The 18376-nt window shown below is 70.4% G+C and carries 22 protein-coding genes; 12 read left to right on the forward strand and 10 right to left on the reverse strand.

Translation table 11 applies throughout. The features are described from left to right. Positions 1-44: 44 nt before the first annotated feature. From IEX49_RS04630 to IEX49_RS04655, 6 genes are all read left to right on the forward strand, one after another. Positions 45-1193 carry a FecCD family ABC transporter permease gene (locus tag IEX49_RS04630; protein ID WP_188804658.1) on the forward strand — a complete coding sequence of 383 codons (1149 nt, stop codon included), beginning with the start codon at positions 45-47 and terminating at the stop codon, positions 1191-1193. Then, a complete protein-coding gene (locus IEX49_RS04635; protein ID WP_229672241.1) occupies positions 1190-2314 on the forward strand; it encodes a FecCD family ABC transporter permease in 1125 nt (374 codons plus the stop codon). The genes IEX49_RS04630 and IEX49_RS04635 overlap by 4 nt, the downstream gene beginning before the upstream one ends. Position 2315: 1 nt before the next feature. Further along, positions 2316-3188, forward strand: a complete 873-nt coding sequence (locus IEX49_RS04640) for an ABC transporter ATP-binding protein (RefSeq protein ID WP_188804660.1) — start codon at positions 2316-2318, stop codon at positions 3186-3188. 78 nt (positions 3189-3266) lie between these two features. After that, the gene (locus IEX49_RS04645; RefSeq protein WP_229672242.1) at positions 3267-3941 is read left to right on the forward strand and encodes a GNAT family N-acetyltransferase; all 675 of its coding nucleotides are present in this window, start codon (positions 3267-3269) and stop codon (positions 3939-3941) included. A gap of 4 nt (positions 3942-3945) precedes the next feature. Further along, a complete protein-coding gene (locus IEX49_RS04650) occupies positions 3946-4317 on the forward strand; it encodes a VOC family protein (RefSeq protein WP_188804662.1) in 372 nt (123 codons plus the stop codon). Positions 4318-4451: 134 nt separating this feature from the next. Continuing rightward, positions 4452-5111 carry an SDR family oxidoreductase gene (locus IEX49_RS04655; protein WP_188804664.1) on the forward strand — a complete coding sequence of 220 codons (660 nt, stop codon included), beginning with the start codon at positions 4452-4454 and terminating at the stop codon, positions 5109-5111. Between the two features lie 129 nt (positions 5112-5240). Here IEX49_RS04655 and IEX49_RS04660 read toward each other — a convergent pair whose 3' ends face one another. Continuing rightward, entirely contained in the window at positions 5241-6506 is a 1266-nt protein-coding gene (locus tag IEX49_RS04660) for an aromatic amino acid transport family protein (protein WP_188804666.1), read from the reverse strand. Between the two features lie 151 nt (positions 6507-6657). Here IEX49_RS04660 and IEX49_RS04665 point away from each other — a divergent pair, with 151 nt between their 5' ends. Continuing rightward, positions 6658-7023, forward strand: coding sequence for a YciI family protein (locus IEX49_RS04665; RefSeq protein WP_188804668.1), 366 nt, complete (start codon positions 6658-6660; stop codon positions 7021-7023). A gap of 52 nt (positions 7024-7075) precedes the next feature. Here IEX49_RS04665 and IEX49_RS04670 read toward each other — a convergent pair whose 3' ends face one another. Both IEX49_RS04670 and IEX49_RS04675 read right to left on the reverse strand, forming a co-directional pair. Beyond that, on the reverse strand, positions 7076-7804 hold the full coding sequence (locus IEX49_RS04670) for a Pr6Pr family membrane protein (protein ID WP_188804669.1): 729 nt from the start codon (positions 7802-7804) through the stop codon (positions 7076-7078). A gap of 5 nt (positions 7805-7809) precedes the next feature. After that, positions 7810-8193, reverse strand: coding sequence for a VOC family protein (locus tag IEX49_RS04675; RefSeq protein ID WP_188804671.1), 384 nt, complete (start codon positions 8191-8193; stop codon positions 7810-7812). A 192-nt stretch (positions 8194-8385) separates the two neighbouring features. Between IEX49_RS04675 and IEX49_RS04680 the strand changes: the two genes are divergently transcribed. After that, positions 8386-8964 carry an NADPH-dependent FMN reductase gene (locus IEX49_RS04680; protein WP_188804675.1) on the forward strand — a complete coding sequence of 193 codons (579 nt, stop codon included), beginning with the start codon at positions 8386-8388 and terminating at the stop codon, positions 8962-8964. A 59-nt stretch (positions 8965-9023) separates the two neighbouring features. Here IEX49_RS04680 and IEX49_RS04685 read toward each other — a convergent pair whose 3' ends face one another. After that, positions 9024-10982, reverse strand: coding sequence for an ABC-F family ATP-binding cassette domain-containing protein (locus tag IEX49_RS04685; protein ID WP_188804677.1), 1959 nt, complete (start codon positions 10980-10982; stop codon positions 9024-9026). A gap of 160 nt (positions 10983-11142) precedes the next feature. Here IEX49_RS04685 and IEX49_RS04690 point away from each other — a divergent pair, with 160 nt between their 5' ends. Further along, the gene (locus tag IEX49_RS04690) at positions 11143-11790 is read left to right on the forward strand and encodes a flavodoxin family protein (RefSeq protein ID WP_188804679.1); all 648 of its coding nucleotides are present in this window, start codon (positions 11143-11145) and stop codon (positions 11788-11790) included. Positions 11791-11882: 92 nt separating this feature from the next. Here the strand turns inward: IEX49_RS04690 and IEX49_RS04695 are convergent, their stop codons facing one another. Then, positions 11883-12638 carry a ZIP family metal transporter gene (locus IEX49_RS04695; RefSeq protein ID WP_188804680.1) on the reverse strand — a complete coding sequence of 252 codons (756 nt, stop codon included), beginning with the start codon at positions 12636-12638 and terminating at the stop codon, positions 11883-11885. 296 nt (positions 12639-12934) lie between these two features. On the opposite strand from IEX49_RS04695, the gene IEX49_RS04700 reads away from it, so the two are divergent. Together IEX49_RS04700 and IEX49_RS04705 are read left to right on the forward strand one after the other, a co-directional pair. Beyond that, positions 12935-13666 carry an AzlC family ABC transporter permease gene (locus IEX49_RS04700; protein ID WP_188804682.1) on the forward strand — a complete coding sequence of 244 codons (732 nt, stop codon included), beginning with the start codon at positions 12935-12937 and terminating at the stop codon, positions 13664-13666. Then, on the forward strand, positions 13659-13997 hold the full coding sequence (locus IEX49_RS04705; RefSeq protein ID WP_188804684.1) for an AzlD domain-containing protein: 339 nt from the start codon (positions 13659-13661) through the stop codon (positions 13995-13997). Before IEX49_RS04700 ends, IEX49_RS04705 begins: the two co-directional genes overlap by 8 nt. Before the next feature lie 11 nt (positions 13998-14008). On the opposite strand, the gene IEX49_RS04710 is transcribed toward IEX49_RS04705, so the two are convergent. The 3 genes from IEX49_RS04710 to IEX49_RS04720 form a co-directional block, all read right to left on the reverse strand. Then, positions 14009-14578: a dihydrofolate reductase family protein gene (locus IEX49_RS04710; RefSeq protein WP_188804686.1), complete on the reverse strand. Its 570-nt coding sequence runs from the start codon at positions 14576-14578 to the stop codon at positions 14009-14011. 28 nt (positions 14579-14606) lie between these two features. Further along, positions 14607-15179: a dihydrofolate reductase family protein gene (locus IEX49_RS04715; protein ID WP_188804688.1), complete on the reverse strand. Its 573-nt coding sequence runs from the start codon at positions 15177-15179 to the stop codon at positions 14607-14609. A 90-nt stretch (positions 15180-15269) separates the two neighbouring features. Next, complete coding sequence (locus IEX49_RS04720; RefSeq protein WP_188804690.1) at positions 15270-15917, reverse strand: TetR/AcrR family transcriptional regulator; 648 nt, start codon at positions 15915-15917, stop codon at positions 15270-15272. 43 nt (positions 15918-15960) lie between these two features. On the opposite strand from IEX49_RS04720, the gene IEX49_RS04725 reads away from it, so the two are divergent. Continuing rightward, a complete protein-coding gene (locus tag IEX49_RS04725) occupies positions 15961-17079 on the forward strand; it encodes an alpha/beta fold hydrolase (RefSeq protein WP_188804692.1) in 1119 nt (372 codons plus the stop codon). Here the strand turns inward: IEX49_RS04725 and IEX49_RS04730 are convergent. Together IEX49_RS04730 and IEX49_RS04735 are read right to left on the reverse strand one after the other, a co-directional pair. Then, on the reverse strand, positions 17067-17771 hold the full coding sequence (locus tag IEX49_RS04730) for a phosphoribosyltransferase (protein WP_188804694.1): 705 nt from the start codon (positions 17769-17771) through the stop codon (positions 17067-17069). The genes IEX49_RS04725 and IEX49_RS04730 overlap by 13 nt on opposite strands. A gap of 16 nt (positions 17772-17787) precedes the next feature. After that, positions 17788-18231 (reverse strand): YciI family protein, encoded by a 444-nt coding sequence (locus IEX49_RS04735; protein WP_188804696.1) that lies wholly within the window; start codon positions 18229-18231, stop codon positions 17788-17790. Between the last annotated feature and the right edge of the window lie 145 nt (positions 18232-18376).

Consider the following 18376-nt stretch of genomic DNA (forward strand, 5'->3'; position numbering starts at 1 on the left):
GGCGAGAAGAAGCCCAGTGAACACCGTCCGATGACAGAAAGCGCATGAGACCCTCCCTCCAGCGCCCCTCCACGGAGCACCCGCCGCCCGGCACCAGCACCCCTGGCCCGCCGGAGCGGCGGTCCGCGCCCCCGGCACGACGACGGCCTGTCACCGCTTCGCCTGTCCTCGCACTGCCTTTCCTCGCCCTCCCGGCACTGGTGCTGGTGTTCGCCTGCCTGGCCGCACTGGCCTTCGGGGCCCGCCACGTGGACCCGGGCACCACGCTGGAGGCCCTCGGCGCGTTCCTCACCGGCCGGGGTGACGCGGCGGCGGCGGACATCGACGCCGCGGCCGCCCTGTCCCGCATCCCGCGCACCATCACGGCGGTCCTCGTGGGCGCGGCCCTCGCGGTCTCCGGGGTGGCCCTGCAGGGAGCCACCCGCAACCCGCTCGGTGATGCGGGGCTGCTGGGCCTGACCGCCGGGGCCTCCCTGGCGGTGGCCCTGGGCCTGGGCATCGGCATCTCGGCCGGCCTGGCAGGGGTGATGGTGCTGGCGATCCTCGGGACGCTCGTGGCCGCCGCGGTGGTCTACACCGTGGCCTCGGCCGCCTCCCGGCTGGGGGGCGGCACGGGCGGCACCCCCGGGCCGCTGTCCCTCGTGCTGGCCGGGGCCGCCGTCACCGCCGGCTGCACCGCCGTCACCAGCGCCCTGTTGATCCTCTCCCCCGCGGTGCTGGAGCGCTTCCGGTTCTGGACCGTCGGCTCCGTGGCCCGGTCCTCGCTGGAAGACGCCGCCTGGCTGGCGCCGGTGATCGCCGTGGGCATCCTGATGGTCTTCGTGGCCGCCCCCGGGCTGGATGCGCTGGCCCTCGGTGACGAGCTGGCCCACGGGCTCGGCTCCCACCCCGAACGCCTGCGCATGGTCCTGCTTGGTGCCACCGTGCTGCTGACGGCCGCCGCGACCGCCCTGGCCGGACCGGTGGTGTTCGTGGGCCTGCTGGTCCCCCATGCCCTGCGCCGGTTCCGCCCGGCCTCCACGCGCGTGCTCGTGCTGGGATGCGCCTTGTGGGGAGCCGTCCTGCTCGTTCTCGCCGACCTCGCCGGGCGGCTCGTGGTGGCTCCCCAGGAGATCCACGTGGGCGTAACGACCGTGGTCATCGGCGTGCCCGTGTTGCTGCTGTTGCTGCGCCGGAAGGCGGTCTCCCTGTGAGCGCGCCATCCCTCGAGACCACGGCCGCTGCTCCCGCACCTGAGGCGGCGGCCGGGCCCTCCCCGGCTGCGGTGGCCGCCGTGCGGTCCCTGCACTCCCGAGCCCGACGCCGGCTGCTCACCGCCACGCTCTGCCTCGCCGCTGCCTTGGCGCTGGCCATGGGGGTGCGGGTGCTGCTGGGCCATTACACCGTCACCATCCCCGACTTCTTCGCCATCCTCGGCGGGGAGACCATCCCCGGCGCCTCGTTCATCGTGATGCAGGAGAAGCTGCCCCGGGCCGTGGCCGGAGCCCTGGCCGGGGCGGCGTTCGGCGCCGCCGGCGCCTTGTTCCGGCGCACGCTGCGCAACCCCCTGGCCAGCCCGGACATCATCGGCGTGACCCAGGGTGCCGCCGTCGCCGCCGTGACCGTGCTCGCCTTCGGCGGGGTGCGGGGGACGGGCATGGCCGCCGCCGCCCTGATCGGCGGCCTGGTGGCGATCGCCATCGTCCTCGGGTTCTCGATGGCCGGACGGTCCTCGGCGGGAGCCGGCTCCGGCGGGCTGGCCGGCGCCCTGGGTGGGGCCACCTTCATCGTGGCCGGGATCGCCGTGGCGTCCCTGTGCCAGGCCATCCTGTCCGGGGCGATGCTGGCCCTGTCCCAGCACGACCTGCAGGCCGCGGCCGTGTGGACCGCGGGTTCTCTCAACGCGGTGACGTGGGAGCGGATCATCCTGCTGGCTCTCATCATGATCGTGCTGGTGCCCTTCGCCGGGCTCCTGCACGCCCGGTTGGCCCCAGCCGACCTGGGCGGCGAGCTGGCTCACGGCGTGGGCTCCCGGCCCGGCAGGACGGGCCTCTGGTCCCTCGTGGTCGGCGCTCTGCTGGCGGCGGCGGCGACGGCGGCCACCGGCCCACTGGCGTTCGTCGCCCTGCTCTCCACTCCCCTGGCCCGGGGCCTCACCGGCGGACGGCCCTCGCTGCCGGCGGCGGCCCTGTGCGGCGCGGTCATCGTGGTGATCGCGGACTTCGCGGCCGCCGAGGCCTTCGGCGGGGTCCGGCTGCCCACCGGCGTGCTCACCGGGGCGGCCGGGGCACCGCTGATGCTGTGGCTGTTGATTCGAAGCGGACGGAAGGCATGAGATGACAGCAGAACCGGCGATCCGCCTGCGCGGCGCGACCCTGGCCTACGGCCCGCACACCGTCGTGGGGCCGGAGAGGCCCGTGGACCTGGACGTGCCGGCCGGCCAGACCACGGCCATCATCGGCGCCAACGGCTGCGGCAAGTCGACCCTCTTGAAGGGGTTGACCCGTCAGTTGCCCCTCGTGAGTGGATCCCTCGAGGTCCTCGGCCGGGACGTGGAGGGGTGGAACCCTCGCAGCTACGCCCGCACCGTGGCGTTGCTGCCCCAGTCCCCCGTGGTGCCGGAGGGCATGACCGTGGAGCAACTCGTGGACCGTGGACGCCACCCGCACCGCGGCTGGTTCGGGGCCCGGACGGCCCAGGACACCGCGGCGATCGCCCAGGCCCTCGAGCTGGCCGACCTGGTGGGCCTGGCCGGCCGGGACGTGGCCGAGCTCTCCGGCGGTCAGCGCCAGCGGGCCTGGCTGGCCCTGGTGCTGGCCCAGCAGACTCCCGTGGTGCTCCTCGATGAACCCACCTCCTACCTGGACCTGTCCCATCAGGTCGAGTTGCTGGACCTGGTACGGGACCTGCCGGACCCCCGGTCAGCCGGTGCAGGCGAGCGGCCCCGGGCCACCGTGGTCGCCGTGCTGCATGAGCTGAACCTCGCCGCCCGGTCCGCGGACCACATCATCGCCATGGCCCGCGGCCAGGTCGTGGCCGAGGGGACACCGGAGGAAGTCCTGACCCCGGCGAACCTGGCGGGCATCTACGGACTGGACGCCGACGTCGTGAAGGATCCGTTGCTGGGCCACCCGGTGGTGCTGCCGCGGACGGCGGCGAACCGGGCCGCGGCCGAGAAGTTGGGGACCGGAACAGCGCAACTGCCGTAACCGCCCTCCCGGCAGCAGTCCGCAGGCCGCCAGCGACCGCCATGACCGGAGTCCCGTCAGCGCTGACATGATGGTGCCGTGGCTCCGATACCCGACTTCTCCCACAAGCAGGCACAGGCCGGCCAACTGGTGCGGCTGGTTCCGGCCCGGCGGGAGCATGCCGCGGTGCTCCACCCGCTGCTGGCGGATGCCGAGGTGTCCCGGCTGACCGGGGCGGTGCACGCCTCCACCGGGCCGGCGCACCCGGGGTCAGAAGGTGGCGGAGCTCCGGCGGACTCCGGAGGGCAGGTGCCCTGGTCGGTGGGCGAACTCGCCGAGATCTACGCGCGCTGGTCCCGGGCGGAGGACCGGATCGTGTGGGTCATCGAGGAGGTGGCCACCGGCCGGATCGTCGGGGAGTCCGTGCTCAACGACCTCGATGAGGACAACCTCTCCTGCGGCTTCCGGATCTGGATCGCCGGTGCCCGGGACCGTGGCCTCGGCAGCGAGGCGGTGGAGCTGACCCTGCGGCATGCCTTCGAGGACCAGGGGCTGCACCGGGTCTCGCTGGAGGTCTACGCCTTCAATCCGCGGGCTCGCCATGTCTACGAGAAGGCCGGCTTCCGCCTGGAGGGCACCCTGCGCGAGGCGCTGCTCTTCGACGGCGGTTGGGTGGACGCCCACGTGATGGGGATCCTGGCTGAGGAATGGCGGTCTCGCACGAGCGACCGGCCGGGAGGGATTCCCACGGACCCGCCTCCTGCCGGACCATAGCTCCATGGCACACGGAGACATCACCCACGTCGACATCCCGGTCACCGACCAGCAGCGCGCCACCGAGTTCTACAGCTCGGTCTTCGGCTGGAAGATCGAGACCTACCCCGGCTTCGAGGACTATCCCATGTGGCGGGCCCCCAACGAGGTCAGCGGCGGCGGCCTGGCCCCGCGCAGCGAGGGCTTCACCCAGCCCCGCTCCACCGTGGAGGTCGACTCGATCGACGAGACCCTGGCCACCGTCACGGCCCTGGGCGGTACCGTGATCGCCCCGAGGTCCCCGATCACCGAGACCAGCTGGTGGGCCGTGTTCCGGGACCTCGATGGCAACGAGATCGGACTCTACGAGGGCGTCACCGACACGTCAGCCACCTGAGCCACGGAGACACGGAGACACCCGAGTTTCCCGGCGGAACGATTGCGCCGCCAGCCGAACGCGCTGGCGCGCCCTCCGGGTGCAGTGGAACAGTGGCTCACGGAAGCACTGACCCGAACGGAAGGACCAGATCCATGGCGAACTACCTGATCATCGGCGGACACGGCAAGGTGGGCCTGCGCACCGCTCCCCTGCTGGCGCAGGAGGGGCACACGGTCACCTCGGTCATCCGCAGCCCGGAGCAGACGGCGGAGATTGAGGCCGCCGGCGCGAAGGCCCTGGTGCTGGACATCGAGACCGCCTCACAGGACGAACTCGCCCGGGCCTTCGAGGGCCAGGACGCCATCGTCTGGTCCGCCGGCGCCGGTGGCGGCAATCCGGAGCGCACCTATGCCGTGGACCGGGACGCCGCGATCCGCTCCATGGACGCCGCCCTCCAGGCCGGCGTGAAGCGCTACGTCATGGTGTCCTACATGGGTGCCACCACCCAGCACGGCATCGCCGAGGACAACCCGTTCTTCCCCTACGCGGAGTCCAAGGCCGCCGCAGACGAGTACCTGCGCAACTCCGGGCTCGACTGGACCATCCTCGGCCCGGGAAAGCTCACCCTGGACGAGCCGACCGGCATGATCTCCGTGGGCAGCGGCACCGCGGACGGCGCCAATCGGGACACCTCGCGCGGCAACGTGGCCCAGGCGATCCGCATCGCCCTGGACACCCAGGTCTCCATCGGCCAGCAGATCGACTTCGTGGACGGCGAGGAGCCCATCGTGGCTGCGTTCTCCCAGCTCTGAGCACTTGACCCCTGCTGGGGAAACCCTCTCGAACCCGGGCACGACGCGCGGGCCGGCGCCTGCCAGCGCAGGTCCGGCCCGCGCGTCGTGCTGGGGGAAACCGGGCGGCCGGAAGCCGAAACCGGGAGACTAGCGGAACAGACTGATGAGGATGCCACCCACGGCCACCACGCCAGCGATGACCACGAAGACGTTCGAGGCCTTGCCGCGGAACCGCGCGAGGGCGGGCACCTTGTGGATGGCGTACATCGGCATGAGGTAGAGCACGGCGGCGATGACGGGGCCGGCCAGTGACTCGATCAGTGCCAGGATGCTCGGGTTGAGCACACCGGCCAGCCACGTGGTGACGATCAGGAAGACGCTCACGCCGATCGTGATGCCGCGGTCGCTCAGGCGCTTCTGCTGCGGGTCCACCATGGTGCGAACGATCGCTGTGGCCCCCTCGGCGGCACCGAGCCAGTGGCCGAAGAAGGACGAGGCGATCGCCGTGATGGCCACGGCGGGGCCGAGCCAGGCGATCAGCGGCAGGCCCATCACGTTGGCGAGGTGGGAGAGCACCGGCAGGTTGGCCTCCTTGGCCTCCTGCAGCCCCTCGGGGCCGAGGGCGAGCACACAGGACCAGACGAAGCCCATGGTGAAGACGACCAGCAGGACAGCGGTGATCCGGAGGATGGAGGACGCCTTCTGCACGGATCCGGCCCCGTAGCGTTCGCGCAGGGACACGGAGAACTGGGAGATGGCCGGGGAGTGGTTGAACGCGAAGACCAGCACCGGGATCATCAGCCAGAGGGACATCGCGAAGTCGCCGGGAGCGGGCAGCGCGCCGAAGCCGTCGAAGGACCACTGCGGGATCAGCAGCAGCGTGACCGCGAAGAGCACGGCGATCAACGGGTAGACCAGCCACTGGGTGACCACGAGCATGACCTTCTTGCCTGCGACCATGACGGCTGACATCGCCAGGACCAGCACCCCGGACAGCAGCCACCGCGGCCAGGGGTCCAGGCCCAGCTGGTTCACCATGAGGCTCTCCACCGTGTTGGTGATGCCCACCCCGTAGATCAGCACGATCGGGTAGATCGCCAGGAAGTACAGGACGGTGACCACGCGGCCGGCGGTCTCCCCGAAGTACTCGCGGACCACGCCGGTGATGTCCTGGTTCGGGTTCGGCGAGGCGCAGACCATGCGGGACAGCGCCCGGTGGGAGAAGTAGGTCATCGGCCAGATCAGCACGGTGGCGATGAGCAGCGGCCACAGCCCTCCCAGTCCGGCGTTGATCGGCAGGAACAGGATGCCGGCGCCCACGGCCGTGCCGAACAGGCCGATCGTCCAGCTCGTGTCGAACCGGTTCCACCGGGGCGCGGCGCTCGTCTCGACGGGGATTTCGGTGGACTGCACGGGGAATGCTCCTCGATGGACGTGGAACGATCGGTTCCGCGTGATGGATGCCCGGGGGTCTGGCACTTCTCTGGCTGGGTCCGGCCACCACGGGGTGCCATGGCGGAAAGAGCCCCGTAGAGTGTAACCCCGCTCACCCCAGGAGGCCGGCATGCCCGAGTACCTGATTTCCGTGTGGCACTCTCCCGGCGTCCAGCACCGGGAGACAGGACCCTATGCGTCCGAAGAGCAGATGCAAGCAGCGTTCCAGGCCGTCGGCGAGTTCAATGAGGCGCTCCGGGCCAAGGGCGCGTGGGTGTACGCCGGTGGCCTCGTTGCCCCGGAGGAGTCCGTGGTGGTGGACGGCACCCGCGGTGCTGAACCGGTTATCACCGACGGCCCGTTCACCCAGGCCCAGCAGCACATGGGTGGGTTCTGGGTGGTGGACGCCGCCGGACCGGAACAGGCCGAGGACCTGGCCGCCCGCGCGTCGAAGGCCTGCGGCAACAAGGTGGAGCTCAGGCCGTTCCAGACCTGACACCACCATCACGAGAGCGGCAACTGTCGATCCGCCCGGCGATTCCCGACCTCTACCGCGGCCGTGATCCAGGGATCCGGAACATCCGGAGCAGCAGCCGGTCGATGGCCCACATCAGCGCGGCCACCACGAAGAAGAAGGCCAGGATCGCCACCACGTAGACCGCCACCCCGTCATAGCCCATGCGTGGCACGTCCAGGATGCTGTAGGGATACCAGTCGAGCACTGGCCCCCGCGCCAGCGTGAACGCCAGCCAAGCGAGCGGGATGATGGCGGCCAGGCCGATCCGCCTCCACGTAACGTGCCCGCGGGGGTCGAAGAGCAGCCACACCAGTGGCGTCAGGATCGGCGTGATGATGTGCTGGATCGTGTCGTTCAGATGTTCCACCGGAGTCCCCGGCGGCGCGTCCCGCAGCAGCACGTTGAAGACCACGCCGGTGATGACGATGCAGACCACCGCCGCGATCCGCAGGGCGTGGAACAGGGTGGACGTCCGGTGCGGGCGGAGGGCCAGCAGCAGCGAGGTCAGTCCGACGAGGAAGTTGGCCAGGAACGTGAAATACGTCGGCTGGTTGAGCATGTGCTCCCAACCACCGGCGAAGCCACCCGAGAATCCGGCGTCGACCGGCAGATCGGAGTCCTTCCACGAGCCGATGTAGAACGAGAGCCCGTTGCCCGTGAAGGACAGCAGCGCCGCCAGGGCGAACACCACGCGCCCGACGCCGGCCCACCGGCCGGGTGCCCCGGCCGCCTTCCCGGGCGCCAGGGTGCGGAGCGCCACGGCCGTCAGTCCTGATGCAGGCAGATGATGTTGCCCACCGTGTCATTGATCAGCGCGTCCGTGCCACCGTACTCCTGCCGCTGCGGCTCGGAGATCACCTCGGCTCCCCGGGCGCGGATCTGCTCGAACTCCTCTTGGCCACCGGTCAGGGTCAGGACGAAGGCGGGCATCCCGGCCAGCCGGGTCTCGTTCTGGAAGGCCACCGCCGCACCCTCGGCACGGCCGAGCACCAGGGCTGCGCCGCCGTCCGGCCCCGGGGCGCGCAGGGCGAGCCAGCGGAAGTCCCCGCTGGCGAAGTCCGTCTCCACCTCGAAACCGAGGACCTCGGTATAGAACGCCTTGGCGGCATCCTGATCATTGACGAGCACATGGGCCTGGTCGATCTTCATGGCGGGTGCCTTTCGGGAGACGGTGAGGTGAAAGGGGTGAGGTGAGAAGTGGTGTCTGGTCTGAGGTGTGCCAAGCGTGTGGGACGGCATATGACCGTCCCCTGCCCAGTATGACGTGGCCCGCCTACGCTGGGGAGGGCCGCGGCCACTTCGCCGCACCAGCCACTTACACGCAACACTGGAGGGCACCACATGAAGATCGGCATCGTCATCGGATCTGTTCGCGAGGGCCGCCTCGGCGAGTCCATCGGCGCCTGGGTGGCCGAGCGGGCCCGGTCCCAGGTCGATGCCACAGATGTGGAGTGGGAGGTCCTGGACGTCAAGGCGTTCAACCTGCCGATCATGGCCGACGAGAACTGGGCCCAGGCTGAGGATGGGCCTGCCGAGGTGCACCGGTGGCGGGACGCCGTGGCCGAGTGCGATGGCTTCGTCTTCGTCACCCCCGAGTACAACCGCAACATCCCCGGCGCCTTCAAGAACGCCTTCGATCTCCTGAGCCGGCAGTGGAGGGACAAGACCCTGGCGATCGTGGCCTACGGCGGCCTCGGCGGGGTCCGGGCGAACGAGGCCTGGAGGTTCACCGTGGCCTCCTACAACATGCACGTGGTCGGCGACTCGGTGAACCTGATCCGCCGCGTGGACTTCCCCGGCGGGACGCTGGCGCTGACGGACCACCACGACGCCTCCTTGGTCAAGGTCCTGACCCGCCTGGTGTCCCTCACCCGAGCGGTCACCACCGAGCGGGAGCGGACGGCAGCCGCCTCGGGCTGAGGGACTCTGCCCAGGTCAGCCAGGGCCGGTCTGAGTCGAGCGCGGCAGGTTCGGAGGGGTCACGTCCGGTCCGGTGGCTCGAGGTCCAGGGTCTGCCCCTTCCATCCGGCGCGGAGCCAGCGGTCATGGCTGGCCACGACGACGGCGCCCGGGTACCCCGGGATGGACGCCTCCAGCTGCGTGGAGAGCAGCAGGGAGAAGTGATTGGTCGGCTCGTCCAGCAACAGCACGTCTGGCGGGTCGGCCAACAGCACGGCCAGGTCCAGCCGACGCCGCTGCCCCACCGAGAGGTCCCGGACACGGCGCTGTTCGTCCCGCCCGGCGATCAGGCCGAAGGTTCCCAACGGCACCTTCTGGGCGGTGGCGTTACCCACGGCCTGTCGATACGACTCCGCGACGGTAGCATCCTCGACTCTCCGTTCGGCCTCGGTCAGATGCTCCGCGTCCTGACCCAGCAGGCCGACCGTGAGCCGGCCGGTGGTGGTGACCGAGCCGGCGTCGGGCAGCAGATCCTCGGCCAGGATGCGCAGCAGCGTGGACTTCCCGGCCCCGTTGGGTCCCGTGATGAGCAGGCGTGAGCGCGCGCCGAGGTGCACCGAGACCGGGGCCAACCGGCCGGCCAGGGCCACCTCGGTGACCACCAGGACCGGCCCCATGTCCGACGCCGGCCGTCCAGCTCCCTGCCCGCGTGCCGCTGCCGCTGAGCGGTGGTCGCCGCCCGAGACGCCACTGGCGACACCACTGAAGGCACCGTTGCCGGCGACACGGGAGGGCGCTGCCGCGGCCAGTCCCCCGAAGCTCACGACGGCGGGAGGCCTGCGGACCTGGGATTCCTCCAACCGGCCCAGCGCCGTGTCCGCCTCGTTGACGCGCCGGGAGACCACTTTGGCGTTGCGGTCCGCATAGAACTTCTGGGCCATCTTGCCCTCCGTGGGAGGCGGGCGGTCCGCGTTGCCCACGGTGTGGTTGTCCTTGACCTGTCTCCGCAGCCGCTTCAGCTCGGCCTGCTCGTCCCGGTACCGGCACTCCCACCGTTCCCGCTCGCCGATCCGGTGCAGCAGGTAGTCCGTGTAGCGCCCGCCGTAGCGGGTGAGCCCGAAACCGGAGCCCGTACCGCCGGCGTCTGAGTCTCCGGGAACGTCGCGGTGGAGCTGCGGGGCGGGGTCGAGGTCGAGCAGGGTGGTGGCCACGTCGTCGAGGAACGCCCGGTCATGGCTGGCGATCAGCACGGGCCCGGTCCAGCCCTGCAGCAGGTCCACGAGCAGCGCAGTGCCGCGGGCGTCGAGGTGGTTGGTGGGCTCGTCCAGCAGCAGGGTGTCCGGGCGGCGCAGCAGCAGCCAGGCCAGGGCGAGCCGGGACAGCTGACCACCGGAGAGGGACGAGGCCGGCCGGGTGCGCGGGATGCGTGCCAGGTCGAGTCCGTCCACGAGGCGGTCCACCAGCTGGTCCACCTCCCACGCCTGGGTACGGACGGCCTCGGCGAGGGCGCGGTCGTAGGCGGTGGCGACGTCGGCCGTCGCCGCGTCCGACCGCACAGCGGAAGTGCGGCGGGCACCCGGGGCCGGGGCCGGCGTCGTGCCCGGGCTGGCGCTGTCGGCGAGCGCCTCCGCGAGCCGGGCCACCTCCTCCGCGATCGCGCGGACCGGGGCCGTGGCCTCGTCCAGCACCTCCTGCACGGTGAGGTCCAGGGCGAAGGGCGGCTGCTGGTGGAACAGCCCGACGCTTCCGGGGACGGTGACGTGGCCGCCGTGGTCGTCGTCCAGGCCGGCGATGATGCGCAGCAGGGTGGACTTACCGGTGCCGTTCTCGCCGATGAGGCAGGCACGTTCGCCGGAGGCCACCGTGCAGGAGACATCGGTCAGCACGCGCCGGTCCGGGAAGGACTTGGAGACACCGTCGAGGGTGAGGTGGTCCGCACCGCCGAGGGCGGAGGCGACGGGGGTGAGGGCTCGGCGCCGGTCTGATGGCAGGGCGGAGGAACGCAGATCAGCGGAGGGCAAGGAGTGGGGATGGGTCATGAGGGGAGTCCTGGTATGCACCGGCAGGATCCCGCCGGGCGATGCCTCGGGCGCGGGAGGGGCTGGACTCAACGCTTCATGGATTGAAGCGTAGCCGACGCGCCGGTTGGATGTCACTGGACCCTGGCCAGAACACGGCGACGGTCACCATGCTGGACCCATGACTGATTCCACTGCTGAAACCACGTCCGCATCCACCCGGGACCTGAAGGCCGTCGCCCTGGTCTGCACCCTGACCCCGTCCCCGAAGCCCTCCAGCAGCGAGCTGATGGCCCGGCACGTCCTGGGCGAGCTGGAGAAGAACGGCGTGGCCACCTCCTCCGTCCGGGTGGTGGACCATGACGTGAAGCCGGGTGTGCAGGTGGACATGGGCGACGGGGACGAATGGCCGGCCTTGCGCCAACAGATCCTGGACGCGGACATCCTCGTGCTCGCCACCCCCATCTGGATGGGCCATCCCTGCAGCATCGCCCAGCGCGTGATCGAGCGGCTCGACGCCGACCTGGCCGAGACCGACGATCAGGGGCGGCCGATCATGTACGACAAGACGGCGATCGTGGCCGTGGTCGGCAATGAGGACGGCGCCCACAAGACGATCGCCGACATGACCCAGGCGCTGAGCGACATTGGCTTTAGCATCCCGGCGCAGGCCGGGACCTACTGGGTGGGCGAGGCCATGCAGACCGTGGACTACCAGGACCTGGACGAGGTGCCCAAGAACGTCGCCTCCACCACGGCCGGGGCGGCCCGCAATGCGGCGCATCTGGCGCGGCTGCTGCGGGCGGAGCCGTATCCGGCGGGTTCCTAGTCTGCTCCGGCGGGGCGCGAGCGTCGGCACGAACCAGACCACCATCACCACGGCCGCGGTGGGGAGTGTGACGGACACCTGTCCGTCCTGGCTCAGCCGCCGAGCCAACTGATGGCGGCCGCCAGGAGGAAGCCGGCAGAGGTGATCAAGCCGGTCCAGGCGTGGGTGATCTCGAAGGCCTCGGGGATCATGGTGTCGGCGATCATGGTGAGGATCGCACCGCCTGCGATGGCGGTGATCGCGGCGATCACCGCGGGCGGGGCCGGCCCGAGGAGCAGGTAGCCAGCTGCTGCGGACAGGGCGCTGACGAGCGCGATGCTGCCCCAGACTCCGAACACGTATCCAGGGCCGCGGCCGGCCTTTTTCATCCCTGCAGCGCTGGAGAGGCCTTCGGGGAGGTTGGAGATGAACACGGCTGCTACAACCGCGGCACTGACCCCGCCACCGCTGAGCAGGCCGACGCCGAGGACCACGGATTCGGGTACTCCGTCCAGAAGTGCTCCGATCGCGATGGCCATCCCGCTACCACTCTGATCCTCTTTCGAGGGCTGTTGACGCTGGGAGCGCTTGCGATGCCGGGCGCCGAAGTGGGCCAGGGCCAGGTTGGCGAGCATGTACACCACCGCACCGAAGGCGAAGCCGATCACGGCTGGCCACAGCCCACCAGTGTGCGCTGCTTCGTCGAACAGTTCGAAGGCCACCGCGGAAATCAACACGCCCGAGCCAAACGCCATCACGGAACCCACGACCTTGGCCGGAACGTCGACGAACCAGGCGATCGCGGCGCCGATGACCAGGGCGGCCCCGGCAAACAGTCCCCACCCGGCAGCGGCCAGCGCGCTGGTCACCGGATGTCCTGCAGGTGCGCGAGGACGCCATAGTCCTTGGTCTGTTGCCCCATCAGTTCCTCCAGTCTGTGAGCCGGCACCTCGCGGTTCCTCTCGGGGGCCCGCCGTGCGCGATTTCGCCGTGGCCTTGTTCGGGGCGGTTCACACCACGCCACGGGCACCGCCTCCTTCCGGGCGTGATTATCCTCGTCAGCCCCGTGCCCGTCGACCCTGCCTGGACGCCCGCCAGACACCTCCGTGCCGGCCCAGATGTCACGCACCACCAGAGTGCACCAGCAACGGGGGATCATGGATCCATGACCAGTCAGGCGATCGAGGAACCGCGCGGCCGCCGCGCCGAGATCGCCTTCGGCATCCGGTTGTCCCTGCCCGCCGGACTCGGAATGTTCCCGCTGGGCGTGGCCTTCGGCATCCTGGTGATCCAGTACGGACTGCCGTGGTGGATGGCCCCAGCCCTGTCCATCGCGGTCTACGCCGGTTCGGTGGAGCTGCTGCTGGTGGGGCTGATCGCCGCGGCCACCCCGCTGGCCACGATCGCCCTGACCACCCTGCTGGTGAACTTCCGGCACGTGTTCTACGCCTTCACCTTCCCGCTGCACGTGGTGCGGAATCCGGTGGCGAAGGCGTACTCCGTCTATGCCCTCACGGATGAGTCCTACGCCATCACGGCCGTCAATCCTCGAGGCTGGACGGCCCCGCGGCTGCTCGCGACCCAGCTCGCCTTCCAGTGCTACTGGGTGTTCGGCGGGCTGGCCGGAGTGCTGTTCGCCTCGGCCCTTCCCGGTCCGATCGAGGGCCTCGAGTTCGCCCTCGTGGCCCTGTTCATCACCCTGACCCTGGACGCCTGCCGGACACGGAGTCAGGTCCCCTCCCTCGTCATGGCGCTGGCGTGCTTCGCGGCCGCCCACCTCCTCCTGCCGGAGCAGTCACTGTTCGTGGCGATGATGCTGTTCGTGGTGGCCCTGGCCGTGCGGTACGCGCTCTCCCGGCAGCGCGGCCAGCCTGAGAAGGAGACCACCGTTGCCTGACCTCGGCTACGTCATTGCCGCCCTCGTGATCGCCGGCGCCATCACGGTGGCGCTGCGGGCCGTGCCCTTCGCCGTCCTCAAACCCCTGCGCGAGTCGAGGCTGGTGCTGGCCCTCGGGTTGTGGATGCCGGTGGGGATCCTCGGCATCCTGGCGGCCTCCACCTGGACCGGCACCTTCACCGGTGACGCCGGGATCAACTGGACGACGGCGACGCACGCGGCCCTCGCGGCCGCAGTCACCATCGCGGTGCACCTGCTTTTCGGCCGGCGGACCCTGCTGAGCATCGGCCTGGGCACCCTGACCTTCGTGCTGCTCGTCAACCTGCTGTAACGGCCGGCTCCTCAGTCCCGGACTGTCACCACCCGGTGCCGCACCGCCACCGCACCGCAGGCGAAGCGGCGCTCAGCCTCGAGTTCGAGACCCAGCCGGACGCCGTCGGGAAAGACGGGGAGCCCGCCGCCGATCACGATGGGCAGCAGGACCTGGTCCACCACATCCACGAGGCCGGCGCGCAGGGCTGCCGCGGCCAGGGTTGGTCCGCCGATCATGATCCCGCCGCCGGTGGAATCCTTCAGCTCACGCACGGCGTCCGGCTCGAAGGCGCGCTCCAGCCGGGTGCGCCGGGTGGACACCTCGCCGAGCGTGGTGGAGTAGACCACCTTGTCCGCGTCCATCCACCGCTGGGCGAACTCGGCGTAGACGCGCGACGCCGAGGCGAAGTCCGGGTCCGTCTCCCACACGGTCATCAGGTCATAGGTGGTCCGGCCATAGAGGTGCAGGTCCACGCCGAGCAGCATGTCGTTGGCGTACTGGTGGACCTCTTCGTCCGGTTCGGCCCAGGAGAAGTCGCCGTCCGGGTCGGCGATGTAGCCGTCCAGGGATCCGATGGCGGAGTAGATCAGCTGTCCCATTCCGAGTCCTTCAGTCGTCTCAGTCAGCTCAGTCGTCCTGCTCGGAGCCGAGGCCCGCGAGCGGCACGTAGGCCGCGTAGGTCACCCCGCCGGAGAAGACCCGGGCCTCCACCCGGTGCAGGCCCGTCCCGGGGTGTCCGTCCGGGAAGAAGGACCGGCCCCGGCCCTGCCAGTACGGGTAGACGAACATCCGGTACAGGTCCACCAGTCCGGCGCTGATCAGGGCGTGGCACAACTGGATGCTGCCGGTGATGATGACATCCTTCCCCGGTTCCTCCCGCAGCGCGCGCACGGCCTCCAACGGGTCACCGGAGATGATCGTGGTGTTGGCCCAGCCGGGCTCGGTGAGGGTGGAGGAGACCACGCGCTTGTCCGCCGCGTCCAGGCTGGCGGCCACGCCGGTGGTGTCCTCGGTCTGCTGCGGCCAGTAGCCGCGGAAGTCCTCGAAGGTCTGCCGCCCGAGCAGCAGCACCTCCTCCCGCTCGGTCTGCCGCATCACCTCCGCGGCCATCTCCTCGTCCTGGTCGGCCGGGTCGAACCAGTCGTCCAACATCTCGACCCTGCCGTCCAGGGTGGTGTTCTGGGTGATGACGATCCGCATGGGTCCTCCCGTTTCGGTTGGTCCTCCCACGCTAGGGGCGCAGCCTGGCCTGCGCGTCTCCGATCCTGCCGGATTCCCGCACTCGCCAGATCAGTCCGTATGGACCGCGCGGTCCACCGCGTCCCGGATCAGGGCGTCGGCCTCATCCGCCGCCAGGGCACCGGCCAGTACCCGGGTGTTGAGGCCCTCGGACAGTGAGACCAAAGCCAGGGCGGTGGACCGCACCCTCGCCGTCTCTGGTGCCACCTCCACCTCGGGGACCGGTTGTTCATCGCCCCGCGCTTCCTGCACCTCCTGCGTTCCTCGGGCCGCGGCGAGCAGTGTGGCCGTGGCCTCTACGCGGCCCTGCATGGCCTCCGCCACCACCGCGGCGATGCCCGGATGGGACACGGACTTGGCGAGATAGGTTGCCCACACCGAGGAGCCGACCCGCAATCCCTCGGTGCGCGGGAGGGGGGCGCAGAGGAAGTCCGCCAACGCGTCGCGGGCCAGCGTGGCCTCCCGGGGGGATGGATCCGGGCCATGGTCCTGCTCGGCCGCAGACACCATGGCACGGCAACCGAACACCACCAGTTCGTCCTTGCTCGTGAAATAGTGCTGCACCCGGCCGATGGACACCCCGGCGGCCTCTGCCACCGCACGGAAGGACACCCCGTCGATCCCGCGTTCGTGGATGACCTCCCACAAGGCCAGGACGATCTCCCCGCGGCGTTGCTCATGGTCGACGATCCTCGGCATGCCGCCACTTTACAGTACGGACAACTTGCATCACCATTGCAGTATGGGCATATTGGTAAAGCGCCAACGCGCACCGTCGGACGGTGATTCCGTTCCACCTACCCGTTCCGCCGACTCCGCCAGCAGCACCGCCACCCCCTCAACCGCACGACGCCGGCCCCGGCACCCCGGTCGCGGGCGCCGGATCCTCCGGTGGCTGGGCACCGGCCTGCTCGTGGTCTTGGCGGGGATCGGGCTGGTCGCCACCTGGACCTTCTTTGCCGGCCCTCCCGGCGTCGGCCACTTCCGCAGTGCCGAGGGTCGCAGCGACTACCTGTCGGCCTACCGGGACTCCATGGATCGGTTGCCGGAGCCCACGGACACCCATGACCTCCGCACCAGCCACGGCACGATCCGCGTCTACGAGTGGGCCACGGACCAGAACCGCGGCAAGACCCCCATCCTGCTGGTGCCCGGCCGGGCCTCCGGCGTGCCCATGTGGATGGACAACCTCGAGAACCTCGCGGGGGAACGCCGGGTGCTGGCCTTCGACGCCCTCGGTGACTCTGGCCTGTCCGAGCAGGCGGTCCCCTTCGAGGAATTCGCGGACCAGGCTCGCCCGGTCGACGACGTGGTGTCCGCGCTCGCCCCGGAGGGCGTCCACCTGGTGGGCCATTCGTTCGGCGGCGCCGTGGCCTCTGCCTATGCGCACCAGTACCCGGACCGCACCGTCACGCTCACGCTTCTGGACCCGGTCTTCACGCTGGCCAACCCCTCACCGGAGATGCTGTGGTGGAGCGTGGTCGCCTCACTGCCGGGCCTGCCGGAGGCCTGGCGCGAGGCAGCCCTGGAGCGCATCGGCGGCGCGGAGATCGACTCGGAAGAGGATCGCGGCGACCCGATGACCCGCATGATCACCGCGGCCACCGCCCACTATCAGGCGGCCCTCCCGCAACCCTCGCCCCTGACCGATGACCAGCTGGAACGGCTCGATATGCCGGCCTACGTGGCCCTGGCCTCACGCGATTCCCTGGCCGGTGGTCAGGCCGCGGTGGAGCGGGCAGAGTCACTGCCCGATTCCACGGTGAAAGTCTGGCCGGACACCACCCATTCGCTGCCCATGCAAGCCGCGGGTGAACTCGAACCGGAGCTGCTGAGGTTCTTCGCGGATCAGGACCGCTGAAGGATCGCCACCACGTGCTCATCCTCCACGGCGGTGAAGTCCGCGTAGTGCTCGCCGACCGACCGGAAGAACCGGGGCGTGGCCACCACGACCACCTCGTCGGCCACTCCCTCCTCCTGAATCCGGCTGACCGTGTCCCGCGCGGCGACCGGCACGGCCAGCACCACGTGCACGGCACCGAGGTGGCGGGCCACGGTGCAGGCCACCCGGGCCGTGGCGCCGGTGGCCATACCGTCATCCACGATCACGGCCGCGGCGCCGTGGAGGTCCAGCGGTGCCCTGCCCGCCCGGAACAGCGCCCCGCGGCGCTGCAGGGTCCCCTGCTCGCGCTGTTCCACCTCGGCGATCTGGTCCTCCGTGACGGCGAAGTGCCGCACGATTGAGGCATCCAGCACCCGGGCGCCCTGCTCGCCGATGGCCCCCATCGCGAGTTCCGGGTGGGCGGGCACCCCGAGCTTGCGCACCATGATGACGTCCAGGGGCGCGCCCAGTTCCCGGGCGACCACCTCGGCCACCGGTACGCCGCCGCGTGGCAGGCCGAGCACCACGGTGGTTCCGGAGGAGGGCCCGACGCCGGCGCTCACCTCCGGCGCCCGGGTTCCACCGACGCTCCGGTTCGGCGGCCACCCGCGGGAGGCGAGGTGGTCGGCCAGCTGCCGGCCGGCGTCGTACCGGTCTGTGAATTCCGCCATGGGTCTCCTCGGGTGCCTACGGGTTCCCGCCTGCCGGTCGGTTCAATTCTTCGCGCCAGCCCGACTCCTTCTGGATGTACTCGTTGTCCGCGAAGTCGGCGAAGTCCTCCTCCGTCTGCACGCGCCGAACCTCCAGCTTGGACCCCGGCCCCAATGGGCACTTGCTGGCCCACTTGACCGCATCCTCCCGGGTGGGGACCTCGAGCATCCAGAACCCGTTGAACAGGGCCTCGGTCTCGCCATAGGGGGCATCCGAGACGGTCGGCGGGTCCTGGGCGAAGTCGAGCACGAAGTTCGCCCGGTCCTCCGGGTAGGCCAGTCCCTCGCCGCCGACCATCACTCCGGCACCCATCAGTTCCTCGTTGTAGGCACCCATCTGGTTGAGCATCTCCTCCATCGGCATACTCTTGGCAGCCTCCACCGCAGCGTCGGTGGCCCGCATGATCAGCATGTATTTCATCGTGCAATCCTCTGATCCGGGCGGCATGGTGCACGTGATGATGCACTTCGGACGTGCTCGCCCGAGCCGAGGTTAAGCCCCGCTCGGTCCCCGGTTCCAGAGTTCGCTGCCCGGCACTCGCCACGACACCGTGAGCAGGCCTCCG

Source organism: Citricoccus zhacaiensis, from assembly GCF_014645315.1.
Classification (GTDB): domain Bacteria; phylum Actinomycetota; class Actinomycetes; order Actinomycetales; family Micrococcaceae; genus Citricoccus; species Citricoccus zhacaiensis.

What these genes read in the sequence shown, in the direction of transcription:
- IEX49_RS04665 (WP_188804668.1), top strand. Translation starts at nt 6,658, where the DNA reads ATGCCCGAGTACCTGATTTCCGTGTGGCACTCTCCCGGCGTCCAGCAC.
- IEX49_RS04735 (WP_188804696.1), bottom strand. Translation starts at nt 18,231, where the DNA reads ATGAAATACATGCTGATCATGCGGGCCACCGACGCTGCGGTGGAGGCT.
- IEX49_RS04685 (WP_188804677.1), bottom strand. Translation starts at nt 10,982, where the DNA reads ATGACCCATCCCCACTCCTTGCCCTCCGCTGATCTGCGTTCCTCCGCC.
- IEX49_RS04710 (WP_188804686.1), bottom strand. Translation starts at nt 14,578, where the DNA reads ATGGGACAGCTGATCTACTCCGCCATCGGATCCCTGGACGGCTACATC.
- IEX49_RS04680 (WP_188804675.1), top strand. Translation starts at nt 8,386, where the DNA reads ATGAAGATCGGCATCGTCATCGGATCTGTTCGCGAGGGCCGCCTCGGC.
- IEX49_RS04725 (WP_188804692.1), top strand. Translation starts at nt 15,961, where the DNA reads ATGGGCATATTGGTAAAGCGCCAACGCGCACCGTCGGACGGTGATTCC.
- IEX49_RS04650 (WP_188804662.1), top strand. Translation starts at nt 3,946, where the DNA reads ATGGCACACGGAGACATCACCCACGTCGACATCCCGGTCACCGACCAG.
- IEX49_RS04630 (WP_188804658.1), top strand. Translation starts at nt 45, where the DNA reads ATGAGACCCTCCCTCCAGCGCCCCTCCACGGAGCACCCGCCGCCCGGC.
- IEX49_RS04690 (WP_188804679.1), top strand. Translation starts at nt 11,143, where the DNA reads ATGACTGATTCCACTGCTGAAACCACGTCCGCATCCACCCGGGACCTG.
- IEX49_RS04675 (WP_188804671.1), bottom strand. Translation starts at nt 8,193, where the DNA reads ATGAAGATCGACCAGGCCCATGTGCTCGTCAATGATCAGGATGCCGCC.
- IEX49_RS04730 (WP_188804694.1), bottom strand. Translation starts at nt 17,771, where the DNA reads ATGGCGGAATTCACAGACCGGTACGACGCCGGCCGGCAGCTGGCCGAC.
- IEX49_RS04715 (WP_188804688.1), bottom strand. Translation starts at nt 15,179, where the DNA reads ATGCGGATCGTCATCACCCAGAACACCACCCTGGACGGCAGGGTCGAG.
- IEX49_RS04700 (WP_188804682.1), top strand. Translation starts at nt 12,935, where the DNA reads ATGACCAGTCAGGCGATCGAGGAACCGCGCGGCCGCCGCGCCGAGATC.
- IEX49_RS04655 (WP_188804664.1), top strand. Translation starts at nt 4,452, where the DNA reads ATGGCGAACTACCTGATCATCGGCGGACACGGCAAGGTGGGCCTGCGC.
- IEX49_RS04720 (WP_188804690.1), bottom strand. Translation starts at nt 15,917, where the DNA reads ATGCCGAGGATCGTCGACCATGAGCAACGCCGCGGGGAGATCGTCCTG.
- IEX49_RS04640 (WP_188804660.1), top strand. Translation starts at nt 2,316, where the DNA reads ATGACAGCAGAACCGGCGATCCGCCTGCGCGGCGCGACCCTGGCCTAC.